The 21,800-nt window shown below is 71.1% G+C and carries 25 protein-coding genes; 10 read left to right on the top strand and 15 right to left on the bottom strand.

Features of this window, described 5'->3' with window-relative positions; genetic code table 11:
- Positions 1-68: 68 nt before the first annotated feature.
- Both R0232_RS24170 and R0232_RS24175 read right to left on the bottom strand, forming a co-directional pair.
- Positions 69-416 (bottom strand): putative quinol monooxygenase, encoded by a 348-nt coding sequence (locus R0232_RS24170; protein WP_431509670.1) that lies wholly within the window; start codon positions 414-416, stop codon positions 69-71.
- A 44-nt stretch (positions 417-460) separates the two neighbouring features.
- On the bottom strand, positions 461-1,126 hold the full coding sequence (locus R0232_RS24175) for an alpha/beta hydrolase (protein WP_057595650.1): 666 nt from the start codon (positions 1,124-1,126) through the stop codon (positions 461-463).
- A gap of 193 nt (positions 1,127-1,319) precedes the next feature.
- On the opposite strand from R0232_RS24175, the gene R0232_RS24180 reads away from it, so the two are divergent.
- Positions 1,320-1,628 (top strand): hypothetical protein, encoded by a 309-nt coding sequence (locus R0232_RS24180; RefSeq protein WP_431509671.1) that lies wholly within the window; start codon positions 1,320-1,322, stop codon positions 1,626-1,628.
- Between the two features lie 7 nt (positions 1,629-1,635).
- On the opposite strand, the gene R0232_RS24185 is transcribed toward R0232_RS24180, so the two are convergent.
- From R0232_RS24185 to R0232_RS24205, 5 genes are all read right to left on the bottom strand, one after another.
- Complete coding sequence (locus R0232_RS24185; protein ID WP_431509672.1) at positions 1,636-2,622, bottom strand: Bug family tripartite tricarboxylate transporter substrate binding protein; 987 nt, start codon at positions 2,620-2,622, stop codon at positions 1,636-1,638.
- A gap of 113 nt (positions 2,623-2,735) precedes the next feature.
- On the bottom strand, positions 2,736-3,896 hold the full coding sequence (locus R0232_RS24190; protein WP_431509673.1) for an FAD-dependent oxidoreductase: 1,161 nt from the start codon (positions 3,894-3,896) through the stop codon (positions 2,736-2,738).
- Positions 3,893-5,056 (bottom strand): aromatic amino acid transaminase, encoded by a 1,164-nt coding sequence (locus R0232_RS24195; RefSeq protein ID WP_431509674.1) that lies wholly within the window; start codon positions 5,054-5,056, stop codon positions 3,893-3,895. The genes R0232_RS24190 and R0232_RS24195 overlap by 4 nt, the downstream gene beginning before the upstream one ends.
- A gap of 33 nt (positions 5,057-5,089) precedes the next feature.
- Positions 5,090-6,040: a tryptophan 2,3-dioxygenase gene (locus R0232_RS24200; protein WP_431509675.1), complete on the bottom strand. Its 951-nt coding sequence runs from the start codon at positions 6,038-6,040 to the stop codon at positions 5,090-5,092.
- Between the two features lie 136 nt (positions 6,041-6,176).
- A complete protein-coding gene (locus tag R0232_RS24205; protein WP_093339923.1) occupies positions 6,177-7,163 on the bottom strand; it encodes an AraC family transcriptional regulator in 987 nt (328 codons plus the stop codon).
- A gap of 152 nt (positions 7,164-7,315) precedes the next feature.
- On the opposite strand from R0232_RS24205, the gene R0232_RS24210 reads away from it, so the two are divergent.
- Positions 7,316-7,870 carry a Fur family transcriptional regulator gene (locus tag R0232_RS24210; protein ID WP_256222257.1) on the top strand — a complete coding sequence of 185 codons (555 nt, stop codon included), beginning with the start codon at positions 7,316-7,318 and terminating at the stop codon, positions 7,868-7,870.
- On the opposite strand, the gene zigA is transcribed toward R0232_RS24210, so the two are convergent.
- Positions 7,794-8,987, bottom strand: coding sequence for a zinc metallochaperone GTPase ZigA (gene zigA, locus R0232_RS24215; RefSeq protein ID WP_431509676.1), 1,194 nt, complete (start codon positions 8,985-8,987; stop codon positions 7,794-7,796). The two genes, R0232_RS24210 and zigA, sit on opposite strands and share 77 nt — an antisense overlap.
- Before the next feature lie 142 nt (positions 8,988-9,129).
- Between zigA and R0232_RS24220 the strand changes: the two genes are divergently transcribed.
- The 5 genes from R0232_RS24220 to R0232_RS24240 all read left to right on the top strand — a co-directional run bounded on the left by R0232_RS24220 (position 9,130) and on the right by R0232_RS24240 (position 13,756).
- The gene (locus R0232_RS24220; RefSeq protein ID WP_431509677.1) at positions 9,130-9,759 is read left to right on the top strand and encodes a glutathione S-transferase N-terminal domain-containing protein; all 630 of its coding nucleotides are present in this window, start codon (positions 9,130-9,132) and stop codon (positions 9,757-9,759) included.
- The gene (locus tag R0232_RS24225) at positions 9,756-10,679 is read left to right on the top strand and encodes a LysR family transcriptional regulator (RefSeq protein WP_431509678.1); all 924 of its coding nucleotides are present in this window, start codon (positions 9,756-9,758) and stop codon (positions 10,677-10,679) included. Before R0232_RS24220 ends, R0232_RS24225 begins: the two co-directional genes overlap by 4 nt.
- A 67-nt stretch (positions 10,680-10,746) precedes the next feature.
- On the top strand, positions 10,747-11,727 hold the full coding sequence (locus R0232_RS24230; protein ID WP_431509679.1) for a tripartite tricarboxylate transporter substrate binding protein: 981 nt from the start codon (positions 10,747-10,749) through the stop codon (positions 11,725-11,727).
- A 35-nt stretch (positions 11,728-11,762) separates the two neighbouring features.
- Positions 11,763-12,980, top strand: coding sequence for a CaiB/BaiF CoA transferase family protein (locus tag R0232_RS24235; protein ID WP_431509680.1), 1,218 nt, complete (start codon positions 11,763-11,765; stop codon positions 12,978-12,980).
- Positions 12,977-13,756, top strand: a complete 780-nt coding sequence (locus R0232_RS24240; protein ID WP_431509681.1) for an enoyl-CoA hydratase/isomerase family protein — start codon at positions 12,977-12,979, stop codon at positions 13,754-13,756. Before R0232_RS24235 ends, R0232_RS24240 begins: the two co-directional genes overlap by 4 nt.
- Here R0232_RS24240 and R0232_RS24245 read toward each other — a convergent pair whose 3' ends face one another.
- Complete coding sequence (locus R0232_RS24245) at positions 13,757-14,659, bottom strand: LysR family transcriptional regulator (protein WP_261217476.1); 903 nt, start codon at positions 14,657-14,659, stop codon at positions 13,757-13,759.
- A gap of 152 nt (positions 14,660-14,811) precedes the next feature.
- Here R0232_RS24245 and R0232_RS24250 point away from each other — a divergent pair, with 152 nt between their 5' ends.
- Together R0232_RS24250 and R0232_RS24255 are read left to right on the top strand one after the other, a co-directional pair.
- On the top strand, positions 14,812-16,122 hold the full coding sequence (locus tag R0232_RS24250) for an MFS transporter (RefSeq protein ID WP_093339942.1): 1,311 nt from the start codon (positions 14,812-14,814) through the stop codon (positions 16,120-16,122).
- A 36-nt stretch (positions 16,123-16,158) separates the two neighbouring features.
- Complete coding sequence (locus tag R0232_RS24255) at positions 16,159-17,268, top strand: M14 family metallopeptidase (RefSeq protein WP_431509682.1); 1,110 nt, start codon at positions 16,159-16,161, stop codon at positions 17,266-17,268.
- A 12-nt stretch (positions 17,269-17,280) separates the two neighbouring features.
- Here R0232_RS24255 and R0232_RS24260 read toward each other — a convergent pair whose 3' ends face one another.
- The 4 genes from R0232_RS24260 to R0232_RS24275 are packed head-to-tail and all read right to left on the bottom strand — an operon-like array spanning position 17,281 to position 19,728.
- On the bottom strand, positions 17,281-18,078 hold the full coding sequence (locus R0232_RS24260) for an enoyl-CoA hydratase/isomerase family protein (protein WP_209545446.1): 798 nt from the start codon (positions 18,076-18,078) through the stop codon (positions 17,281-17,283).
- A gap of 49 nt (positions 18,079-18,127) precedes the next feature.
- On the bottom strand, positions 18,128-18,559 hold the full coding sequence (locus R0232_RS24265; protein WP_296789296.1) for a hypothetical protein: 432 nt from the start codon (positions 18,557-18,559) through the stop codon (positions 18,128-18,130).
- A 38-nt stretch (positions 18,560-18,597) separates the two neighbouring features.
- Complete coding sequence (locus R0232_RS24270; RefSeq protein ID WP_431509683.1) at positions 18,598-19,440, bottom strand: VOC family protein; 843 nt, start codon at positions 19,438-19,440, stop codon at positions 18,598-18,600.
- A 15-nt stretch (positions 19,441-19,455) separates the two neighbouring features.
- Positions 19,456-19,728 carry a DUF2164 domain-containing protein gene (locus R0232_RS24275; RefSeq protein ID WP_296789294.1) on the bottom strand — a complete coding sequence of 91 codons (273 nt, stop codon included), beginning with the start codon at positions 19,726-19,728 and terminating at the stop codon, positions 19,456-19,458.
- A gap of 117 nt (positions 19,729-19,845) precedes the next feature.
- Between R0232_RS24275 and R0232_RS24280 the strand changes: the two genes are divergently transcribed.
- Entirely contained in the window at positions 19,846-20,064 is a 219-nt protein-coding gene (locus tag R0232_RS24280) for a hypothetical protein (protein ID WP_431509684.1), read from the top strand.
- Positions 20,065-20,076: 12 nt separating this feature from the next.
- On the opposite strand, the gene R0232_RS24285 is transcribed toward R0232_RS24280, so the two are convergent.
- Together R0232_RS24285 and R0232_RS24290 are read right to left on the bottom strand one after the other, a co-directional pair.
- A complete protein-coding gene (locus R0232_RS24285) occupies positions 20,077-20,973 on the bottom strand; it encodes a DUF808 domain-containing protein (RefSeq protein WP_208512200.1) in 897 nt (298 codons plus the stop codon).
- Between the two features lie 142 nt (positions 20,974-21,115).
- Entirely contained in the window at positions 21,116-21,799 is a 684-nt protein-coding gene (locus tag R0232_RS24290) for a PepSY-associated TM helix domain-containing protein (RefSeq protein ID WP_431509685.1), read from the bottom strand.
- Between the last annotated feature and the right edge of the window lies 1 nt (position 21,800).

Below are 21,800 nucleotides of genomic sequence, written 5' to 3' on the forward strand. Positions count from 1 at the left end.
ACCCGCTGCCGGCTATGCTGCGGTCCGCTATTTTTTCCATAGCATCACCTTTCGACGCGCTGACGCGATCAGCTCTTTTCGGGGGTCCGTGGCGCAGCACCCGAGCGGCCCGCGAGGCCGGCCAGGTCGATCTCGTCGGACTGGTAGACGTGGATCTGCGGCGGCCCGTCGGCCATCGCGGCCAGCGCCTTGCCGAAGGCGCGCGAGGCCTCGACGCGGAAATGCACCTGCAGCGCCGCCATGTCGCTCCAGCGCTCGACGAAGGTGAGCCGCAGCGGCTGCATCGCATCGGTCGAGACCTCGTGCGAGAGGCAGCCGGGCTCGGCGCGCGAGCGCTGCACGTGCTCGACGCTGATCGCCAGCATGGCCTGCAGGGTGTCGGGCTTGGCGGTGGCATGGCCGATGACGAGGATCATGGGGTGTCTCCTTTCGAGTGTCGCGGGCGCCTCGGCCCGCCGGTTCAGCGTGCGAGCACGCGCAGCAGGAAGGCGTTGAGGTCGCCGATCTCCTCGATGCAGACCGAGTGCGCCATCGCGTACTCGTGCCATTCGATGGTGTAGCCCAGTGCCGCGAGCGCGTCGCGCGACTGCTGGGCGCGCGCGATCGGCACCACCGGGTCCTGCCGGCCGTGCGCGAGGAACACGGGCGTGTCGTGGTTGGCCGCATGGCGCTCGGCCGCGGTGGTGGCCGCGATCGGCAGGTAGCCCGAGAGGCCGACGATGCCCGCGAGCCGCTCGCCGTGGCGCAGGCCGGTCATCAGCGCCATCGCGCAGCCCTGCGAGAAGCCGGCCACCACGATGCGCTCGGCCGCGATGCCGCGCGCCTTCTCGTTGGCGATCAGCGCCTCGATCGTGGCCTGCGAGCGGCGCAGGCCGGCCTCGTCCTCGCGCGCCACCAGGTCGGCCACCGCGATGTCGTACCAGGCCGGCATCTGGTAGCCGCCGTTGATGGTGACCGGGATCACGGGCGCGTTCGGGAACACGAAGCGCACCGGCCCCACGCTCGAGAGGTCGAGCTCGTTGGCGATGGGCACGAAGTCGTTGCCGTCGGCGCCCAGGCCATGCATCACGATCACCGTGGCGGTGGGATGGGGGGCGGTTTCGATCTCGATGGGGGGACGGGACATGGTCGGTGAAAGTCGTGAAAAAGTACGCCAAACAGGCGCGGATGGCCGGACCTTAGCGCATTCGGGCGGCCCGGGACATTGATCCAGCGCAGGGATCCGGTGCATCCCGCGCACCCGGACGGCCGCTCGGCCGACTTGCGCGGCGCGGCCACGCCCCCAAGATGGTCCGCAAGACCCCAGCGAAGGACCCCGCGTGAGCCATTCCCCACCCCTGGTAGACACCAAGCTCGGCGGCCTCGTGCTGGTCTGCGGCGAGTGCGAGGCGCGCAAGGACGGCCCCGCGAAGCTGCAGGCCAGGCCGGTGCGCAAGGCGCTCAAGCACGAACTGCGCGACGTGCCGATTCGGCTGCGCGTGGTGCAGTCCAGTTGCCTGGGCCTGTGCCCGAAGAAGGCCATGGCGCTGGCAGCCGTGGCGCAGGGCCATGCGCCGCTGATCGCGGAGGTCTGCCGCGACGAGGACGTCGCGGCCTTCGCGCGGGCGCTGGCCAAGTCGGTGCGCTGACCGGCTTTTATTCCGCCTTGATCCCGTTCGCCTTCACGATCTGCGCATAGCGCTCGTACTCGGCCGCCACCTGGCCCTGGAACTGGCGCTGCGCGAAGCCGGTGGCCTCGATGCCCTGGGCCGCGAGGTCGGCGCGCGCGGCCGGCGTGCGCACGATGCGGCCGGCCTCCTGCGCGATCGCGTCGACCACCGGCTGCGGCGTGTTCGCGGGCGCGAACAGGCCGAACCAGGTACCGGCGCGGTAGCCGGGGTAGCTCTCGCCCAGGGTCGGCACCTCCGGCAGCAGCGGATGGCGCTTCTCGCCGCCCGTGCCCAGCGCCACCAGCCGGCCGCTGCGGATGTGCGGCAGCGCCGGGCCCACGGCGATCAGCATCACGTCGACCTGGCCCGCGATCACGTCCTGCATGCCCAGCGGGCCGCCGCGGTAGGGGATGTGGGTCACGTAGATGCCGGCCTTCTGCTTGAACAGCTCCATGCCCAGCTGCTGCGGGCTGCCGTTGCCGGCCGAGGCGTAGTTGATGCGGCCCGGCTGCGCCTTGGCGGCGCGCACGAAGTCGGCCACGCTGCGATAGCCGGTCTTGGGATTGGCCACCAGCACGAAGTCGATCTGGCCCAGCGACACCACCGGCAGCAGGTCGCGCCGCGCGTCGTAGGGCAGGCTGGCCTGCAGGTTCGGCAGGATGGTGATCGGGCCGTCGGCGCCCACCAGCAGCGAATAGCCGTCGGGCTGCGCCTTGGCGAGCCCGTCGGCCGCCAGGATGCCGGCCGCGCCGGCCTTGTTGTCGACCACCACGGGCTGCTTCCATTGCTCCGACAGCCGCGTCGAGAGGTAGCGCGCGAGCACGTCGGGCGAGCTGCCGGGCGTGTTGGCCACGGTGATGTGGACCGCCTTGGCCGGATAGGAAGCGGCGGGGGTTTGCGCCTGCGCGCCCAGGGCGATCAACGCGCCGGCCCAGAACACGAGGGCCGGCTTCAGAAGGGAGGGGACGCGCATGGAGAACTTTCGGGTACGGGCTGGAGGACGCGCGCGATTCTGTCGCGCCGCCGCCCGCGCGCGAACGACCCATTCGTCAGATGCTTAGGCCGATCCAGGCATAAGCGCCCGGTTCAAGCCGCGCGCAGCGCGTCCAGTCGGCCGTAGAACGCATCGACCTGCCGCTGCGCGCCCTCGCGCATCGCTGCGTTGCGCAAGGCGCAGCTCGCGGCGTCCTCCACCGCGCCGGCCTCGCCCACCTGGCGCGAGGCGTCCTGCACGAAGCGGCACATCGGATAGCGGCGCTCGCCGAAGGCGCGCAAGGTGGCGTCCGAAATGCCGTGGTCGGCCAGCATCCGGGCCAGCACCACCGCGTCCTCCACCGCCATGGCGCCGCCCTGCCCCATGAACGGCGTCGAGGCATGGGCCGCGTCGCCGATCAGCAGGAGGCGCCCCGCATGCCAGGGCAGCGGCGCCTGCACTTCCTCGACCGCCGTGTAGAGCAGCTCCGAGTCCGCGCCGAGCTGGTCGAGGAAAGGCCGCGCCGGTCCGCCGAACTCGGCGAAGCGCTCGCGCATGCGCGCGGGCCAGTCCTCCTTCGGATACCAGCGGCCGGCCGGCTCGGCCACGGTGCCGAACAGGTAGAGCCGGTCGTCGGCGATCGGCATGATCCCCAGCCGCTTGCCGATGCCCATCATCATGATCTTGGCCACCAGCGCGCGCGGCCGCTCGTGCACGCTGCGCCAGACGCCGAAGCCGGTGTAGCGCGGTGCGAGCGGTCCCGTCACCTGTTCGCGCAGTTGCGAGCGGATGCCGTCGGCGCCGACGACCAGGTCGAAGGCCTGCGCCGTGCCGTCGGACAGCAGCACCTGCGCGCACTCGCCCTCGGGGTCGACCCGTTCCACCGTGGTCGCGAGCCGGATCTCCACGCCCAGCGCCGACAGCCGGTCTGCCAACACGCGGTGCATCTGCGAGCGCTTGATGCCCACGATCGGCGCCGCGCCGCCGCGCGAGCGCGGATAGAACACGTCGACGATCGGCGCGCCCAGGTGGTCGAGGTAGACGTTGCGCCCGTCCTCGATCGCGAAGCCGGCCTCGAGGATGCGCGGCAGCACGCCCACCGCGCGCAGCGCCTCGAGCCCGTTGCCGTAGATGAAGATGCCCGAGCTCTGGAAGCGCCATTCGGCCTGCTTCTCGACCAGCGTGACGCCGAAGCCGCGGCTCGCCAGCGCGATCGCCGCCGAGCAGCCCGCGATGCCGGCGCCCACGACGAGGATGCGTTCGGGCCGCCTCATGCGCGCACCGCCGCGAGCGCGGCGCTTACCCGTTCGATGTTCGACGGATTGAGCCCCGCGACGCACAGCCGCCCCGAGCCCACGAGGTAGACGCCGAAGCGTTCGCGCAGCGCATCGATCCGCGCGGGCGCCAGTCCCGTGTAGCTGAACATGCCGTGCTGCGCCACCAGGTATCCGGAGCCCGGTCCCAGCGCGCGATGCAGCGCCGTGCGCATCGCGCGCATGCGCAGCCGCATCGACTCGAGCTCGGCGCGCCATTGCGCCTCGAGCGCGCGGTCCGACAGGATCGCCTGCACCAGCGCCGCGCCCTGCCCCGGCGGGCACGAATAGCTGCGCCGGATGCCGAGCTTGAGCCGGCCCAGCAGCCGCGCCGCGTCGGCGCCCGGCGCATGCACGGCGAGCGCGCCCACGCGTTCGCCATAGAGCGAGAAGATCTTCGAGAACGAGCTCGCCACCAGGCAGGGGATGCCGCGACGCACGCATTCGCGCACCGCCCAGGCGTCCTCGTCCACGCCCTGCGCGAAGCCCTGGTAGGCCATGTCGAAGAAGGGCAGCAGGCCGCGCTGCGCGATGGTGTCGAACAGCGCGTGCCACTCCTCGTGCGAGGGGTCCACGCCGGTCGGGTTGTGGCAACAGGGATGCAGCAGCACGATGTCGCCGGCCGGAAGCTTGCCGAGCGTGGCGATGGCGCCGTCGAGGTCGAAGCCGCCGGTCCTGCCGTCGTAGTAGGGATAGTGATCGACGCGCAGCCCCGCGCCCTCGAAGATCGCCGCATGGTTGGCCCAGGTCGGGTCGGGCATCCACACCGTGGCCTCGGGCGACAGGTCCTTCAGCAGGTCCGCGCCGGTCTTGAGCGCGCCGGTGCCGGCCACGGTCTGCACCACCACGAGCGGCGCCGTTGCCACCTCGCCGAACACCAGCTGCCGCACCGCGTCGCGGTAGGGCTGCGCCCCCTCGGTCGGCGCATAGACGCTGGGCGCATCGGCCTCCGCCAGCAGCGCGCGCGCCGCGCGCACCGAAGCCAGCACCGGCACCCGGCCCTGCTCGTCGCAATAGATGCCGATGCCGAGGTTGACCTTGTGCGGCCGCGGGTCGGCCTTGTAGGCCTCGAACAGGCCGAGGATGGGATCGTCGGCATAGGCCGGCAGTTGATCGAACACACGTGCTCCAGAAAGAAAAACGAAAGAAAAGGCTCAGAGCCGCGTGCGCACCGACCACAGCTCGGGAAAGAAGCGGTGGTCGACCACGCTGCGCAGCCAGCCCACGCCGGCCGAGCCGCCCGTGCCGGGCTTGAAGCCCAGGATGCGTTCGACCGAGACGAAATGGCGCCAGCGGTACTGCGAGAACACGTCGGCGATGTCCATCAGCGCCTCGCCGAGCCGGTAGAGATCGTTCTCGGGTGCCGGGTCGCCGTAGACCTGCAGCCACGCGGCCTCCACGTCCGCGTTGGGCGCATAGCTGGCCGACCAGTCGCGCGCCAGCGCCTCGACCGGCACCGGCACGCCGCGCCGGTGCAGCAGCGCGAGCACGTCGTCGTAGAGGCTGGGCGCATTCAGCGCGCGTTCCATGTGGGGCCACACCTCGGGGTTGTTGGCATGCGCGCGCGCCAGCGGAATCGACTTGTTGCCGAGGATGAATTCCACGTGCCGGTACATGTAGGACTGCTGGCCCGAGGCGATGCCCAGCGTGTTGCGGAACTGGTTGAACTCGTGCGGCGTGATGGTCGAGAGCACGTCCCAGGTCTTGGCCAGGAACTCGAGCAACGCGCGCACCCGCGGCGCGAGCTGCAGCGCGCCGGCCACGTCGTCGGCGCGCACGCGCAGCTGCATGTTCGAGAGTTCGTAGTGGATCGCCTTGAAGCTCAGCTCCTTGCAGTGGGTGATGCACATGAAAACCATCTCGTCGTGGCCCTCGCTGCGCATGTGCTGCAGGCTCAGCAGCAGGTCGTTGCGCTGGTGCTCGAGGTAGGGGTTGCTGCGGCCCTCGAACTGCAGCAGCGGCTCGCCGTCGGTGTCCTGCACCGTGGCCGCGCGCTGGTGGTTGTCGCCGGTCGCGATCGGCTTGACCAGCGAAAGCTCGAGCGCGGGATCGCGCACCGCGGGAATCACGCGCTGCCGCCGGGGGCGCGAGGGGGAAGCCGTCATGTCGTCGTCTCTCTGGCCCGCGTGCTGCGCGGGCCGTGATGGGGATGCGACGATTCTTCGGCCCCGGGGCCGGCGGCTCAACCTCCGGCGCGCCGGATTTGGTCACCGTTCGTCCGTGACCGGACGATGACGGCGTTCAGGCGGCGCCGTGGCGCCGGGCGTAGGCGCTGGGCGTGAGCCCGGTCCAGCGCTGGAAGGCGCGCGAGAAGGCCTTTTCCGACTCGTAGCCCACCGACTCGGCCACCTGGTGCAGGCTCAGCTGCCGGTTCTTGAGCTTCTCGGCCGCCAGCGTCATGCGGTAGGAGCCCAGGTAGTGCATCGGCGTCACGCCCACCAGCGTGCGGAAGCGCTCGCTGAAGATGGTGCGCGACAGGTAGCTGGCCTGCGCCAGCGTCGCCACCGACCACGGATGGGCGGGCCGCTCGTGCATCAGCGCCATGGCGCGCGCGATGCTCTCGTCGTCGAGCCCGCGCAGGGTGCCCAGGCGCTCGGCCGGCGCGGCGGGACCGGCCGGCGCCGCCGACGGTTGCGCGTACAGGTGCTCGCAGAGGATGTGGACCAGCAGCAGGTCGGCCATGCGCGCGGCCGAGAGCTGCCAGCCCGGGCGCTGGGCCACGGTCTCGTTGACCAGCGTCTCCATCGCCAGCGCGAGCGAAGCCGTGGTGGGAATCTGCGCCTGGCGCAGCACGATCAGCGGCGGCAGGCTCGCGATGATCGAGCCCAGCCCCTGGGCCGGCAGCCACAGGTGCAGCGAGAACAGCTCGGTGACCGGACCGCCGCCGCCGTGCGAGAACACGATCGGGTGGTCGCCATGGCGGCCGGTGGAATGCGCGGCGATCAGTTCGCGGAACGGCCGCGCCTCGAGCCCCGGCGCCGACGACACGGTGTGCGCGCCACCCTGCGGCAGCATCGCGATGTCGTGCGGCGCCACCTGCACCGGCTCGGCATCGGCCACCGAAATCCAGTAGGGGGCGCCGGTGCACAGGCGGATCAGCGGGCCGTCCACGCCGGTCGAGTGCAGCGCCCAGGGCGCCGACAGCGAGAAGCGCGCCGTGACGGCGCGCTCGGATTTGTAGCCCGCGAGCAGGTGGCTCAGTGCGTCGCCGTCGCGTCCCGTGTCCATGCTGTTGCGTCGTGGCGTCCGTGGTCTGTCCGATTCGCGCGGATTATCTGGCATGGAAGCCGGGCGATTCGCCGCGGCGCGCCCACGACGGCGCGGTATGCAACACAATGGCGGCTCGCATGAAGACAACGACCTCGCAACCGAAGCCCCGAATGGCCCACGCAACCTTCGACAGCGAAAGCCAGCTGCGCGACCGCGGACTGCGCGTCACGCGCGCCGCCCAGACCGTGCTCGAGCTGCTCGAGCACACCTCCCAACCGCTCACGCACGACGAAGTCGCCGCGGCCTACACCACCGCCACCGGCGAGGAACCCGACCGGGTCACGATCTACCGCGTGCTCGACCGGCTGGTCGAGGTCGGCCTGTGCGACCGCCGCGTCGGCGCCGACCGCGTGAACCGCTTCGCGCGCCACGTCGAGGCCGCCTCGGGCAACACCTTCGAGTGCGACCAGTGCCACAAGGTGCTGGCCCTGCCCTCCGACCCCGAGCTGCCGAAGGTCATGGGCCGGCTCGGCCGCGCGCTGCGCAAGCAGGGCATCGACACCCGCCGCACCGCGCTCACCCTGCACGGCACCTGCGGCGACTGCGTGCCCGCCGAAGCCGCACCCGCGGCCCGGCCCGCCGCCCGCCCTACACGTTCCAGGACGGGAAAGGGTCCGGCAGGTTCTGCCACCACGAGGCGCCGTAGCGCATCTCTTCCTCGGTGAGCAGGCAGGCATCGAGCCGCGCGCGCAGCGCGGCCTCGTCCATGCCGATGCCGATCAGCACCAGTTCCTGCCGCGCGTCGCCCGTGGCCGGGTCCCAGTGGCTCTGGATCAGCGCCAGTCCCTCGGGATCGCTGGGCCAGTGCTCGCGCGGCACCGCCGCCCACCAGAAACCCGCCGCGCCGTAGCGGCAGGCGCCCCCGGCCTGCGACCAGTTGCCCGCGCGCGTGGGCCGGCTCGCGAGCCAGAAGAAGCCCTTGGAGCGCACCACGCCCTCCCATTCCTCCTGCACCAGGTCCCAGAAGCGCTGCGGATTGAACGGCAGCCGCGCGCGGTAGACGAAGCTGCGGATGCCGTAAGCCTCGCTCTCGGGCAGGTGCTCGCCGCGCAGCTCGGCCAGCCAGCCCGGCGCCTGCTCGGCCTGCGCGAAATCGAACAGGCCGGTGTCGAGCACCCGGTCGAGCGAAATGCGGCCGAACTGCGACAGCTCGATGCGCGCGCGCGGATTCAGGCTCTTGAGGATCGCCATCAGCCGCTCGCGCTCGGCCGCGCTCACCAGGTCGGTCTTGTTGAGCACCAGCACGTCGCAGAACTCGATCTGCTCGATCAGCAGGTCGACCACGGTGCGCACGTCCTCGTCGCCCAGCGACTGGCCGCGCTGCCGCAGGCTGTCGGCCGAGCCGTAGTCGTGCAGGAAATTGAAGGCATCGACCACCGTGACCATGGTGTCGAGCCGCGCCACGTCGGCCAGGCTCTTGCCGTCCTCGCCCGCGAAGGTGAAGGTCTCGGCCACCGGCAGCGGTTCGGAGATGCCGGTCGACTCGATCACCAGCTGGTCGAAGCGGCCTTCCTTCGCGAGCCGGCCGACTTCGATCAGCAGGTCCTCGCGCAAGGTGCAGCAGATGCAGCCGTTGCTCATCTCGACCAGCCGCTCGTCGGTGCGCGACAGCTCGGCCCCGCCCTCGCGCACCAGCGCGGCGTCGATGTTGACCTCGCTCATGTCGTTGACGATCACTGCCACGCGCCGGCCCTCGCGGTTGTGCAGGATATGGTTGAGCAGCGTGGTCTTGCCGGCGCCGAGGAAGCCGGACAGCACGGTGACGGGAAGGCGTTGGGGCATGGCGTGGGTCTCGTTGATATGCAACTGCATTGCATTATATGAATGACGCAACACGGTTGCATGTAAAGCGGAAAAGCGCCCGCCACCGCCGCCTCCGGCCGCGCCGATAGACTCGGGGCCCGCCTCCGCCTTCCCGCCGCCGATGACCCCGCCCGTGCTCTACAGCTTCCGCCGTTGCCCCTATGCGATGCGCGCCCGCCTCGCGCTGGCGGCGAGCGGTCAGCGCTGCGAGCTGCGCGAGGTCGAGCTCAAGCGCAAGCCGCCCGAGATGCTGGCCGCCTCGCCCAAGGGCACGGTGCCGGTGCTCGTGCTGGCCGACGGCACGGTGATCGACCAGAGCCTGGACATCATGCGCTGGGCCCTCGCGGCCCACGATCCGCTGCGCTGGCTGCAGCCCGGCGACACCGAGGCGCTGGTCGCCGCCTGCGACGACCATTTCAAGCCGCAGCTCGACCGCTACAAGTACCCGGGCCGCTTCGCCGACGCGGTGCAGGCCGAGGCCCGCGAACAGGGCGCGCGCTTCCTGCGCGAGCTCGAGGCGCGGCTGGCCGCCGCGGCCTTCCTGCTCGGCGCCCACGCCACCCTGGCCGACGCCGCGCTGATGCCCTTCGTGCGCCAGTACGCGATGGTCGAGCCGGCCTGGTTCGAGGCCCAGCCCTGGCCGCGGCTGCGCGCCTGGCTCGCGAACTGGATCGCCTCGCCGTTGTTCGACAGCGTCATGCGCAAGAACCCGCCCTGGCGCAGCGGCGAGGCCGGCATCGCCTTCCCATGAGCACGCGCCTGCATTTCGACCTGACGACGGTCCAGCTCTTCATCGCCACCGCCGAGCTCGGCGGCGTCACGCGCGGCGCCGAGCGCATGCACATGGCGCCGGCCGCGGCCTCGCGCCGCATCCTCGAGCTCGAATCGCAGTTCGGCGTGGCGCTGTTCGAGCGCCGCCCGCACGGCATGGTGCTGACCGATGCCGGGCGCGCGATGCTCGCGCATGCGCGCAACATCACGCACACCGTGCTGCGCATGCAGGACGACGCGGCCTCCTACCTCGGCGGCGAACAGGGCGTGGTGCGCGTGGCGGCGCCGAAGTCGGCCGTGATCCAGTTCATGCCGCGCGACATCGAGCGCTGCGCCGCCGCCTGCCCCGGCGTGCGCATCGACCTGCAGGAGATGAACAGCCAGGTGGTGCAGCAGGCGCTGCGCCGCGGCACGGTCGACATCGGCATCTACGAGGCCAGCCTCGGCGCCATCGACCTGCCGATGCTGCCCTACCGCGGCGACCGGCTGGTGACCGTCACCGCGCGCGGCCATGCGCTGGCCAGCCGGCGCGAGGTGGTGCTCGAGGACATCCTGGCCTGCGACCTGATCGTGCTCAACGAGGGCTCGGCGATCTCGCTCATGCTCGCGCGGCTGGCCGACGAGACCGGCCAGCTGCTGCGCATGCGCATGCGCGTGGGCGGCTTCGACAGCATCGCGGCGCTGGTGGCGCAGGACCTGGGCATCGGCGTCATGCCGGCGGCGATCGCGCGCCATGTGGCTGCGGGCAGCCGCTTTGCGCGACTGCCGATCCGCGGCGACTGGGCGCGGCGCCAGTTCGTGCTGTGCCATCGCGCCGGGGATTCGCTGTCGCGTGCCGCGGCCAGCGTGGCGCGCGTGCTCGCGGATACGCAAAACGCGAATCCAGCCTCGCCCAAATAGCGATGGCGCCCGGTGCGGGGCTTGCGCACCATCCGTCGAACCTAAAGAACGACGGAGACATCGCAGCATGCAACGCAGAAGCTTCACCCTGGCGGCCGCGGCCGCCCTCGCCGCACCGGGACTGGTGCGCGCCGCGAACGAGGCGGCGCCACCGGCCGGCCCCGTGAAGATCGTGGTGGGCTTCGCGCCCGGCGGCGGCACCGACGTGCTGGCGCGCGTCATCGGCCAGAAGCTCGGCGCGATGTGGAACGCCTCGGTGCTGGTCGAGAACAAGCCCGGCGCCACCGGCGCGATCGCGGCCGACTACGTGAGCAAGCAGCCGCCCGACGGCAACACCCTGCTGATGGCGCACGTCAACAGCCACGCGATCGCGCCGGCGCTGCTGACCGGCGTGCGCTACGACCCGCGGCGCGACTTCACGCCGCTGACCCTGGTGGGCGTGACGCCGAACATGCTGACCTGCGCGCCGGCGCAGAAGGCACGCACCCTGCCCGACGTCGTGGCGCTGTGCCGCGAGCGGCCGGGGCGCGTTTCCTTCGGCTCCTCGGGCATCGGCTCGGCGCAGCACCTGGCCTTCGAGATGTTCAAGCTGCAGGCCAAGGTCGATGCGGTACACGTGCCCTACAAGGGCTCGAGCGCGCTGATCGTCGACCTGCTCGGTGGGCAGATCGACTACGCCTTCGACACCATGACCGCCGCCACGCCCTTCGTGAAGCAGGGCAAGGTGATCGCGATCGCGCAGACGCGGCTGCAGCGCGCGCGCAGCCATCCCACCGTGCCCACGCTCGCCGAGTCGGGCTTTCCGGGGCTGGACGCGGCCTCGTGGTACGGCCTGGTCGGCCCGCGCGGCATGGCCGCGCCGATGGTGCAGCGCATGAGCGAGGACATCAACCGCGTGCTGGCCCTGCCCGACATCGCGCAGCGGCTCGACGAGTTCGGCGCCGAGGACGCGGGCGGCAGCCCCGAGAAGTTCGGCGCCTTCATCGCGAGCGAGTACGCCAAGTGGGGCCGCATCGTGAAAGAAGCCGGCGTGCGCGCCGATGCCTGAGACCATTTTCCTTTCCCCCTGAAAGACGCCAACCGATGAGCGACACCTCCTCCTCCCGTCCCCTTCCTTTGGCCGGCGTGCGCGTGCTCGACGTGAGCCAGGTCATGGCCGGCCCCTATGCCTGCATGCTGCTGGCCGACCTCGGCGCCGACGTCATCAAGATCGAGCCGCCGCAGGGCGGCGACCAGACGCGCGGCGCCATGGGCTTCAAGCTCAAGGGCACGGACAGCATGGGCTTCCTCAACATGAACCGCAACAAGCGCTCGATCGCGCTCGACCTCAAGTCCGACAGCGGGCGCGAGGTGCTCTACAAGCTGGTGGCGCAGGCCGACATCCTGGTGGAGAACTACCGCCCCGGCGTGATGAAGCGGCTGCGCACCGACTACGAGACGCTCAGCGCGATCAACCCGCGGCTGGTCTACGTCAGCATCTCGGGCTTCGGCCAGACCGGGCCCTGGGCCGGCCGGCCGGGCTTCGACCTGATGGCGCAGGCGATGTCGGGAATCATGAGCGTGACCGGCCATCCCGACGGCCCGCCCGCCAAGGCCGGCGTGCCGGTGGCCGACATCGGCTGCGCGCTGTTCGCCACCTACGGCATGCTGTCGGCCTACATCGGCGCCAAGGCCACGGGCCGCGGCCAGTACGTCGATGCCTCGCTGTTCGATTCCGCGCTGGCCTTCTCGATCTGGGACATCAGCGAGTACTGGGGCACCGGCCGCGAACCCGAGCAGCTCGGCACCGCCAACCGCATGAGCGCGCCCTACCAGGCGATGAAGGCGGCCGATGGCCACTTCGTGATGGGCGCCACCAACCAGAAGCTGTGGCAGATGCTGTGCGCCACGCTGGAGCGGCCCGACCTGCTCGATGACGCACGCTTCGCGACGGTGTCGCTGCGCCTGGCGAACCGGCACGCGCTGATCGAGAGCCTCGAGCGCAGCTTCGCCGAACAAGGTTGCGAGCACTGGATCGACCGGCTGCTGGCCGTGGGCATTCCGGCCGGGCCGATCCTCAGCTACCCCGAGGCCTTCGAGAGCGAGCATGGCCGGCACCGCCGCATGCGCATCGAGATCGACCACCCGGTGGAGGGCAAGGTGCCCAACATCGGCTTCGCGGTGAAGATGGGCGGCACGCCGCAGCAGGTGCGGCGCGCGCCGCCGCTGCTGGGGCAGCACACGGCCGAGGTGCTGGCCGAGCTCGGCATCGATGCGCCGGCGCAGCGCGAGCTGGCCGCGGCCGGAGCCTTCGGGTCATGAGCGAAGGCAGCGTTCATCTCTCGGTGACGGCGGGCATCGCCACGCTGGTGTTCGACCGGCCGGCCGCGCGCAATGCCATGACCTGGGCCATGTACCAGTCGCTCGCCGCGCACTGCGAATCGCTGGCCGCGCGCGCCGGCGAGGTCCGCGTGGCGGTGCTGCGCGGCGCGGGCGGCCAGGCCTTCGTGGCCGGCACCGACATCGCGCAGTTCCGCGACTTCGCGGGCGGCGACGACGGCGTGGCCTACGAGCGGCGCATCGATGCCGGCATCGGCCTGATCGAGGCGCTGCCGATGCCGACCGTGGCGGTGGTCGAGGGCTGGGCCGTGGGCGGCGGGCTCGCGATCGCGACCGCCTGCGACTTCCGCCTCGCGACGCCGGGCGCGCGCTTCGGCGTGCCGATCGCGCGCACGCTGGGCAACACGCTGTCGTCGCTGAACTTCGCACGGCTGCGCGCGGCCTGGGGCCTGCAGCCGGTGCGGCGCATGCTGCTGCTGGCGCAGATCCTCGATGCGAACGAGGCGCTGGCCTGCGGCTTCCTCGAGCAGGTCTGCGCGAGCGAGGCACTCGACGGCGCGCTGCAGTCGCTGTGCGCGCGGCTGGCCGCGCTGGCGCCCGTGACGCAGGCGGCCGCCAAGGAAGCGCTTCGGCGCGGCACGACGCAGGGCGCGCCCGACACCGACGACCTCGTGCGCCGCTGCTACGGCAGCGCCGATTTCGCCGAGGGCGTGGCGGCCTTCACCGAGGGACGGCCGCCGGCCTGGCGCGGCCGCTGATCAGGTCGCGACCGCGCGCGCCGAGGCGCGCTGGATGCATTCGACGAAGTGCTGCGCGGCCGGCGTCAGCAACTGGCCGCGGCGCTTGACCACGCAGACATTGAGCGTCGGCAGCGTCTCGACCACGTCCACGCGCCGGATGCCGTGGCGCTTGAAGCTCAGCGCGGCCAGCGGCTCGACGAACAGGCCGATCAGGTCCATCTGTCCGACCAGCGACAGCGCGACCGTGACCGAGTGGCCCTGGATCACGCGCTGCGGCGCCGGCAGGCCCAGCGGCAGCAGCGCCGAGATCGATTCGCGGCCGCTGAAATGGTCGTCGCCCGGCAGGATCCACTCGGCGGTCGCGAGCTCGGCCATCGAGCGGCTCGCGCGCAGCGGATGGCGCTCGCGCAGTCCCACCACCAGCTTCACCGGAAACAGCTCGATCGCCTCGAACTGCGGATCGAGCCGGCCCGGCACCACGTGGGCCACCGCGAAGTCGAGCGAGCCCTCGCGCAGCCGAGCCAGCATCCAGGGCAGCACCGCCTCGCTGAACTGCACGTCGACGGCCGGCAGCCGGCCATGGAAGTCCTTGAACGCCGCCGGCAGGATGGTCTGCGCGAACGAGGTGCTGACGGCCAGCGCGACCCGGCCCGTGAGCCCGTCGCGAATCTGCGCGATCTCCTCGCGGGCGCGCTGCATGTCGGCCAGCAGCATGCGCGCGCGCGGCGCGAAGGCCTCGCCGAAGGGAGTGAGCCGCACGCCCTTGACGCTGCGCTCGACCAGCGGCGCGTCGACCTCGCGCTCGAGCTCGCGCACGATCTTGGTCACCGCGGGCTGCGAGATGCCGAGCACGCGCGCCGCGGCGCGGATGCTCATCTGCTCGACCACCGCGACGAAGGCGTGCAACTGGTTGGGTTTCATGGAGAACGGGTGCCGGACAGGCGACAACCAAAAGTTATCGTACTGGCCCAATTATTGTCTTTTCAGCGAGCAACCGACTCTCTAGCATCCGTCGCGGCCGAAGACCTTCGACCTACCCGCATTCCCACAGAACCACACCAACACCCCGAGACATGAGCCCCACCCGTCCCGCGCACAGCGCCGCCAGCCGGCGCCAGACCATCGTCGCCACCACCATCGGCAACGGCCTCGAGTTCTTCGACTTCACCGTCTACGGTTTCCTCGCGCTGGTGATCGGCAAGCTGTTCTTTCCCACCTTCAGCGGCTACGGCCAGCTGCTGCTCACGGTCGCGACCTTCGGCGTCGGCTTCATCATGCGGCCGCTGGGCGGCATCGTGATCGGCGCCTATGCCGACCGCGCGGGCCGCAAGAAGGCGATGACGCTCACCATCTTCCTGATGGCGCTCGGCTGCGCGGTGATCGCCTTCACACCGACCTACGCGAGCATCGGCGTCGCGGCGCCGGTGCTGATCGTGCTGGCGCGGCTGATCCAGGGCTTCTCGGCCGGAGGCGAGGTCGGCGCCTCGACAACGCTGCTGGTCGAACACGCCACGCCGCAGAACCGCGGCTACATGGCGAGCTGGCAGTTCGCGAGCCAGGGCCTGGGCGTGATGCTCGGCGCGGTGGTGGTGGGCGCGCTCACCTTCACGCTGTCGCCCGAGAACATGCAGAGCTGGGGCTGGCGCGTGCCTTTCGTCCTCGGCATGCTGATCGCGCCGGTGGGCATGTACATCCGCCGCCATCTCGAGGAATCGCTGCAGATCGCGCCCGAATCGGCCACCGCGCCGCGCCGCGAGAGCAGCCTCAAGATCGTCTGCTCGCAGCACGGCAAGACCGTGCTGGCCGCCATCCTCGCGCTGGTCGGCGGCACCACGGCGGCCTATGTCGTCACCTTCTACATGCCGACCTACGCGGTGCGCGAGCTCGGCCTCACGCCCTCGGTGGCGCTGTTCGGCGCCGCGCTCACCGGCCTGATCTCGTTCGCCTTCGCGCCCTTCGTGGGCCTGCTGTCGGACCGCGTGGGCCGCAAGCCGCTGATCCTGTGGAGCCGCGTCTTCCTCGTGGTGCTGATCTACCCGGGCTTCCTCTGGCTCAATGCCTCGCCCACGCCCGCCGTGCTGTTCATCGTGCTCGGCGTGCTGAGCCTGGGCCTGGTGGGCCAGACCGTGCCCGGCATCACGATGCTGCCCGAGATGTTCCCGAAGGCGGTGCGCGCCAGCGGCATGTCGCTGGTCTACAGCGTGGGCGTGGCGCTGTTCGGCGGCTTCGCGCCCTTCATCAGCACCTGGCTGCTCAATGCCACCGGCAGCAAGCTCGCGCCGGCCTGGTACCTGGTCATCATGACCCTGGTCTCGCTGCTGGGCCTGCTCTGGCTGCGCGACCACACGGGCCGCGACATCGACGCGGCCGGCGCGCACGCCTGATCCATCGTCTCGACCATTCCTCCCCACGATTCCTCCATGACCGCTCTCACCCACAGCACCGCCGCCACGCGGCATTTCTCGGGCACCTATGTCGAGGCCCGCGCCAAGTTCCTCGAGGCCGCGCGCGCTCGCGGCGCTTCGATCGAGTCCTTCGTCCACGAAGCGCACCGCGGCGCGCTCGGCGAGGAACTCGCGACCGACGTCGCACTGCTCGGCGCCATCGACGCGAAGAAGCTGCTGCTCGTGACCTCGGGCACGCACGGCCCCGAGGGCTTCTGCGGCTCGGGCGCGCAGGTCGCGACCCTGCACGACGAAGACCTGCTCGCGCGCCTGCAGCAGGCCGGCGTCGCGCTGCTGCTGGTGCATGCCGTCAATCCGCACGGCTTCTCGCACCTGCACCGCACCAACGAGGACAACATCGACCTCAACCGCAACCACATCGACTTCGGCGCGCCGCTGCCGGTGAATGCCGAGTACACCGACGTCGAACCGCTGGTGCTGCCCGCGAGCTGGCCGCCGACGTCGGCCGACGAGGCGGCCGTCGCCGCCTACATCGACAAGCACGGCATGCGCGCCTTCCGCGCCGCCGTCACCAAGGGCCAGTACGTTTCGCCCGATGGCCTGTTCTACGGCGGCACCGCGCCCTCGTGGAGCAACAGGACCATCCGGTCGATCCTGCGCAAGTACGCGGCCTCGGCCACGCACATCGGCTGGATCGACGTGCACACGGGCCTGGGCCCCTATGGCCACGGCGAGAAGATCTACCCGGGCCGCAACACGCCCGAGGACCTGGCCATGGCCCATGCCTGGTGGGGCGCCGACGTGTTCGCGCCCTTCGCGGGCGACTCGGCCTCGGCCGACGTCTCGGGCCCGGTGATCTCGACCGCCTACGACGAATGCCCGAACGCGCGCGTCGCGCCCATGGGCCTGGAGTTCGGCACCCTGCCCGACAACGAGGTGCTCACGCGCCTGCGCGCCGACACCTGGCTGCGCCGCCATCCCGAAGCCTCCGACGCACAGCAGCGCGAGATCCGCCGCCAGCTGCGCGATGCCTTCTACTGCGACAACGACGAGTGGAAGGGCATGGTGCTGGGGCAGACGCGCGTGGTGCTGCTGCAGACGCTGCAGGGCCTGCGCAAGGCCTGAAGACGGGGCGCGTCAGCCGAAGTTCGGCGCGCGCTTCTCGCGCAGCGAGGCCACGCCCTCGCGCACGTCGGCGCCCGCGAAGCCCATGAATTCGAGCGCCAGCGAGGCGTCGAAGGTGGGCCCGGCCTGGCGCAGCCAGTTGTTGAGCGCGTACTTGGTCAGGCGGATCGCGCTCTGGCTGCCGGCCGCGAGGCGGTCGGCCACCTCGTAGGCGCGCGGCAGCAGTTCCGCGTCGTCCACCGCCAGCGACACCAGGCCGATGCGCTCGGCCTCCTCGCCGCTGACCGGCTCGCACAGCAGCAGGTGGTACTTGGCCTTCGCCATGCCGCACAACAGCGGCCAGACGATCGCCGCATGGTCGCCGGCCGCCACGCCCAGGCGGGTGTGGCCGTCGACGATCTTCGCGCCGCGCGTGGCGATCGAGATATCGGCCAGCAGGCCCGCCACCAGCCCCGCGCCCACGGCCGGGCCGTGCATCGCGCTCACGATCGGCTTGTCGCAGTTGATGATGTTGTAGACCAGGTCGCGCGCCTCGCGCCACACACGCTGACGGATCGCGTCATCGGCCGTCATGTCCTGCACCATGCCGAGGTCGCCGCCGCCCGAGAAGCCCATGCCCTCGCCGCGCAGCACGGCGCAGCGCACCGAGTCGTCGGCCGAGACATCGCGCCAGATCTCGGCGAGTTCGCGGTGGCCGTCGTGGCCGGCCGTGGGCAGCTTGCCGTTGGCCGCGCGCATCTGGATGTCGAGCACGGTGCCATTGGCGCCGCGGCGCGTGATGGCGAGGGTCTGGTAGCGGGCGTAGTCCATGGTCTTTCCTGTCTCCGGTGCGCGCCGATCGCGCACGCTCGTTGTTCTTTCAGCGCTGCGCGGCCACCTCGCGGCAGCGCTTCACGTTGGCATCGAGGCGCGGCGCGAGCCCGGGCTCGCAGACATCGCCCGCGGGATCGAGCCGGCACAGGCCGACCACCACGTAGTCCATCACGGCGTCGGTGCACATCGGGTACTTGGCGAGCTGCGGGTTGGCCCTGGACTTGAAGCCCCAGCGTTCCGAGAACTCGATGGTGCGCGCCATCGCACCATGGAAGAACTCGCGGTTCCTCGAGGCGACGGCGGCCTCCATGCGCGGCAGTTCCTCGTTGAGGTAGCCGACCGATTCGAGCGGGAAGTCGGCCGGGTTCTGCGACTGCGCGCAGGCGAGCGAGGCGCCCAGCAGCAGCGGCAGCAGGCAGGCGGCGCGCAACGGGCGCGGGTGGGTCGGCGAGGAAGGGGCGGTGCGATGGCGAGGCATGGCCGTCGATTCTGCAACGTTTGCTGACAGTTTTGAATTCAGTCCGATGCGCCGGCGCCACGTGGCGCTTCCACGAAGCGCAGGTCGAGGCCGGCGCAGGCGTGGCGCGCGAGCATCAGTTCGTCGGGCGACGAGGCCTCGAGCAGTTGCCGTTCGGCCAGGAAGGCGCGCGCCTGCGGCAGCGAGCGCACGCCGAAGCGCAGCGATTCGATGGTCGCGAACGGATGCCGGCCCGGGGCCAGCGCCACGGCGATGTCGGGCATCAGCGCGATCGGGCCCCGCGGCGAGGCCGTCAGCGCGCGCCATCGCGCGCTCGCCTCGGCCTCGTCGGGCACGGCCAGGCCGATCCTCTGCAGACCGACCAGCCCCAGCGGCCCGCCCGCGCTGGCCTGGAAGACCTCCGCATCGCGAGCACGCCGCTGCGGCGCATCGAGCTTCTCCGGCCACGGATAGATGGTGCCGGCCGCATCCCAGGCGCAGAAGAAGACGCAGCAGGCATCGGAGGACAGGTCGAGCAGCACCGCGTTGGTGAAGTTGGTGACCGACGCGCCCGATGCGTCCTGCGTGCGGTGCGCACGCGGCGGCTTGCAGGCGATACCTCGCGCGGCCAGTTCGGCGATGCTCGCTTCCAGGTCGGCCGGATCGAGCGCCAGGCCCTGCACGCGCGGCGGCTGCGCCTCGGGCGGCATGTCGGCGTCGTCGCGCGCGGCCCAGAGCTCGAGGTTGGTGTTGCCGACGTTGATCCAGCCGAAGCTCGCGAAGGCGCTGTGCTGCAGCGGCCAGCTCACCGGCAGGCCGAGCTCGCCGGCGAGCAGCGACCACAGCGGCTCGACCGCGCGCAGGCGGATCACCACGTGGTCGAGCGCGCGGTACGCTGCCATGGCCGCCCCGCGGGCCTACCGCCCCTTCTTCTGCTTGTCGAACTTGTGCCAGTACCTGAACTCGTCCTCGTGCACCTCGAGGTCGACCTCCGACACGCGCGCCTGCAGCCGCTCCTGCACGTCGGCCACGGCCTTGTTGTAGATCGTGGGGCCGATCTCCTCGAGGAAGAAGCCCAGCAGCGCGCCGGCGGCGACGTTGCCGATCGGCTCCTCCATGTTCTCGCGGAAATAGCGCTCGATCGAGGTGATGGCCTGCTGGCGCAGCTCGCGCGAAATCTCGATGGTCATGCGGCGGGGTCCTTGCTGGATGCTCGAAAAGGGCATTGTGCCGATGCGTGGAGAATCGGGCCCCCGGCCGCGGCGCGAACGCGGCGGCCGCTCCCCCAACCGAACCGATCGATCTCCATGGCCCGTCCCTCCCGCCAGCCCCGCATGCTCGAACGCGGCATCCTCTGCCTGCTCATCGGCGCCGCCGTGCTGCTGGGCCCGCACTTCCTGCAGGGCACGCGCTGGTTCGAGATGGTGGCGGGCGCCTCGGTGGTGGGCTGGTTCGCGCTCGCGCTGGGCGCTGCGCTGGTGGTGGTCGAGCTGGTGAAGCGCGGCAGGGATTCGCAACGGCGCTGAGTCGCGCGCCGCTCAGCGCCGCAGCTTCTTGACCAGTTCGACGACCGCGAGCACCACCGCGCCCGCGACGATGCCGACGCCGGCATTGACCAGCATCGAACCCAGCGTGCCGAACACGCCCGAGGTCGCGGCCCAGGCCTCGACCGCATGGCCGAGCGCGGGCACGCCGTGCACCAGGATGCCGCCGCCGACCAGGAACATCGCGGCGGTGCCGGCGATCGACAGCCCCTTCATGAGCCAGGGCGCGCCCGCGAGGATCGCGCGGCCCACGCCACGCGCGGCGGCACTGCCGCGCTGGCTCAGGTAGAGGCCCGCGTCGTCGAGCTTCACGATGCCGGCCACCAGGCCGTAGACGCCGACCGTCATGATCAGCGCGATGCCCACCAGCACGCTGAGCTGGGTGGTGAAGGGCTGGCCCTGCACGGTGCCCAGCGTGATCGCGATGATTTCGGCCGAGAGGATGAAGTCGGTGCGCACCGCGCCCTTGATCTTGTCCTTCTCGAGCGCCACCACGTCGACCGCGGCATCGGCCACGGCCTGTTCGTGGCGTGCGGTGTCGGCCGCGTGTTCTTCCTTGTGCAGGAACTTGTGGGCCAGCTTCTCGCAGCCCTCGAAGCACAGGAAGGCACCGCCCACCATGAGCAGCGGCGTGACCAGCCAGGGCAGCCAGGTGCCGATGGCCAGCGCGGCCGGCACCAGGATCACCTTGTTGACCAGCGAGCCCTTGCACACCGCCCAGACCACGGGCAGTTCGCGGTCGGCCTTGACGCCGGCGACCTGCTGGGCATTGAGCGCGAGGTCGTCGCCGAGCACCCCGGCCGTCTTCTTGGCGGCGACCTTGGTGAGGACCGATACGTCGTCGAGCACGGTCGCGATGTCGTCGAGCAGCAGGAGCAGGCTGGAGGCCATGGATGGGCGAAAGGAAAATGAAAGGCGCGAGCTTAGCCGCTGCCGTGTGCAGGGTCCGTGAATATCCGCACATGCCGGGCCCGCGCCTTCGGGCGCGGCCACGCGATGTACGCCGAAAGCAGTCGGCCGAAGCCCTGAGCCGTCAGAGCGCGCTCAGCGCGATCGCCAGCATCGAGGCCAGCGAGACGCCGAACACCGCGAGGCCGACGGCACGGCGGCGGTGCGTGAGCAGCCACAGCGCCACGCCCGAGAGCGACAGGAAGATCAGGCTGCCGGCCAGCGTGTCGACCAGCAGGATCCACGCGAGCGGCATGCCGCCGCCCTTGTGCATGTTGGTGAGGGTGGCGACGAGGCCGTTGCGCGTGGTGGCGACGCCCACCGAGCGGTTGCCCTGCCAGTAGTCGGCCTGCACGGTCTCGTTCGGGCCGCCGAAGTTGAAGGTCCAGTGCGCGGGCTGCGTCAGCGCGGGCGCCTCGGGATCGGCCTTGCGGTCGACCCAGGCCACCGGCTTCGCGGGCTCGATGCGCGTGGAGCGCGGCGGGCCGTCGGTGCGCAAGGCCTGCTGCAGCCAGGCGGCCATCGCCTCGGGCGTGGCCGGCGCCGGCTCGGGCAGCGCGAGCTGGGCCCGGCTGCGTTCCTGCGATTGCGGCAGCTTCAGCACGTTGCGGTGGTTGAGCCAGATGCCGCTGAAGCCGAACAACAGCCCGAGCACCGCGCCCCAGAGGCCGAACCAGCCATGGGTGCGGCGGATCCACTGCACGGCGAGCGTGCGGCGCTGGTGCGATGGCACCCGGCGGGCGTGGCCCGGGGCGTGTCCGGCGTCCATG

It is taken from the genome of Variovorax sp. DAIF25, assembly GCF_050711835.1.
Classification (GTDB): Bacteria; Pseudomonadota; Gammaproteobacteria; order Burkholderiales; family Burkholderiaceae_C; genus Variovorax.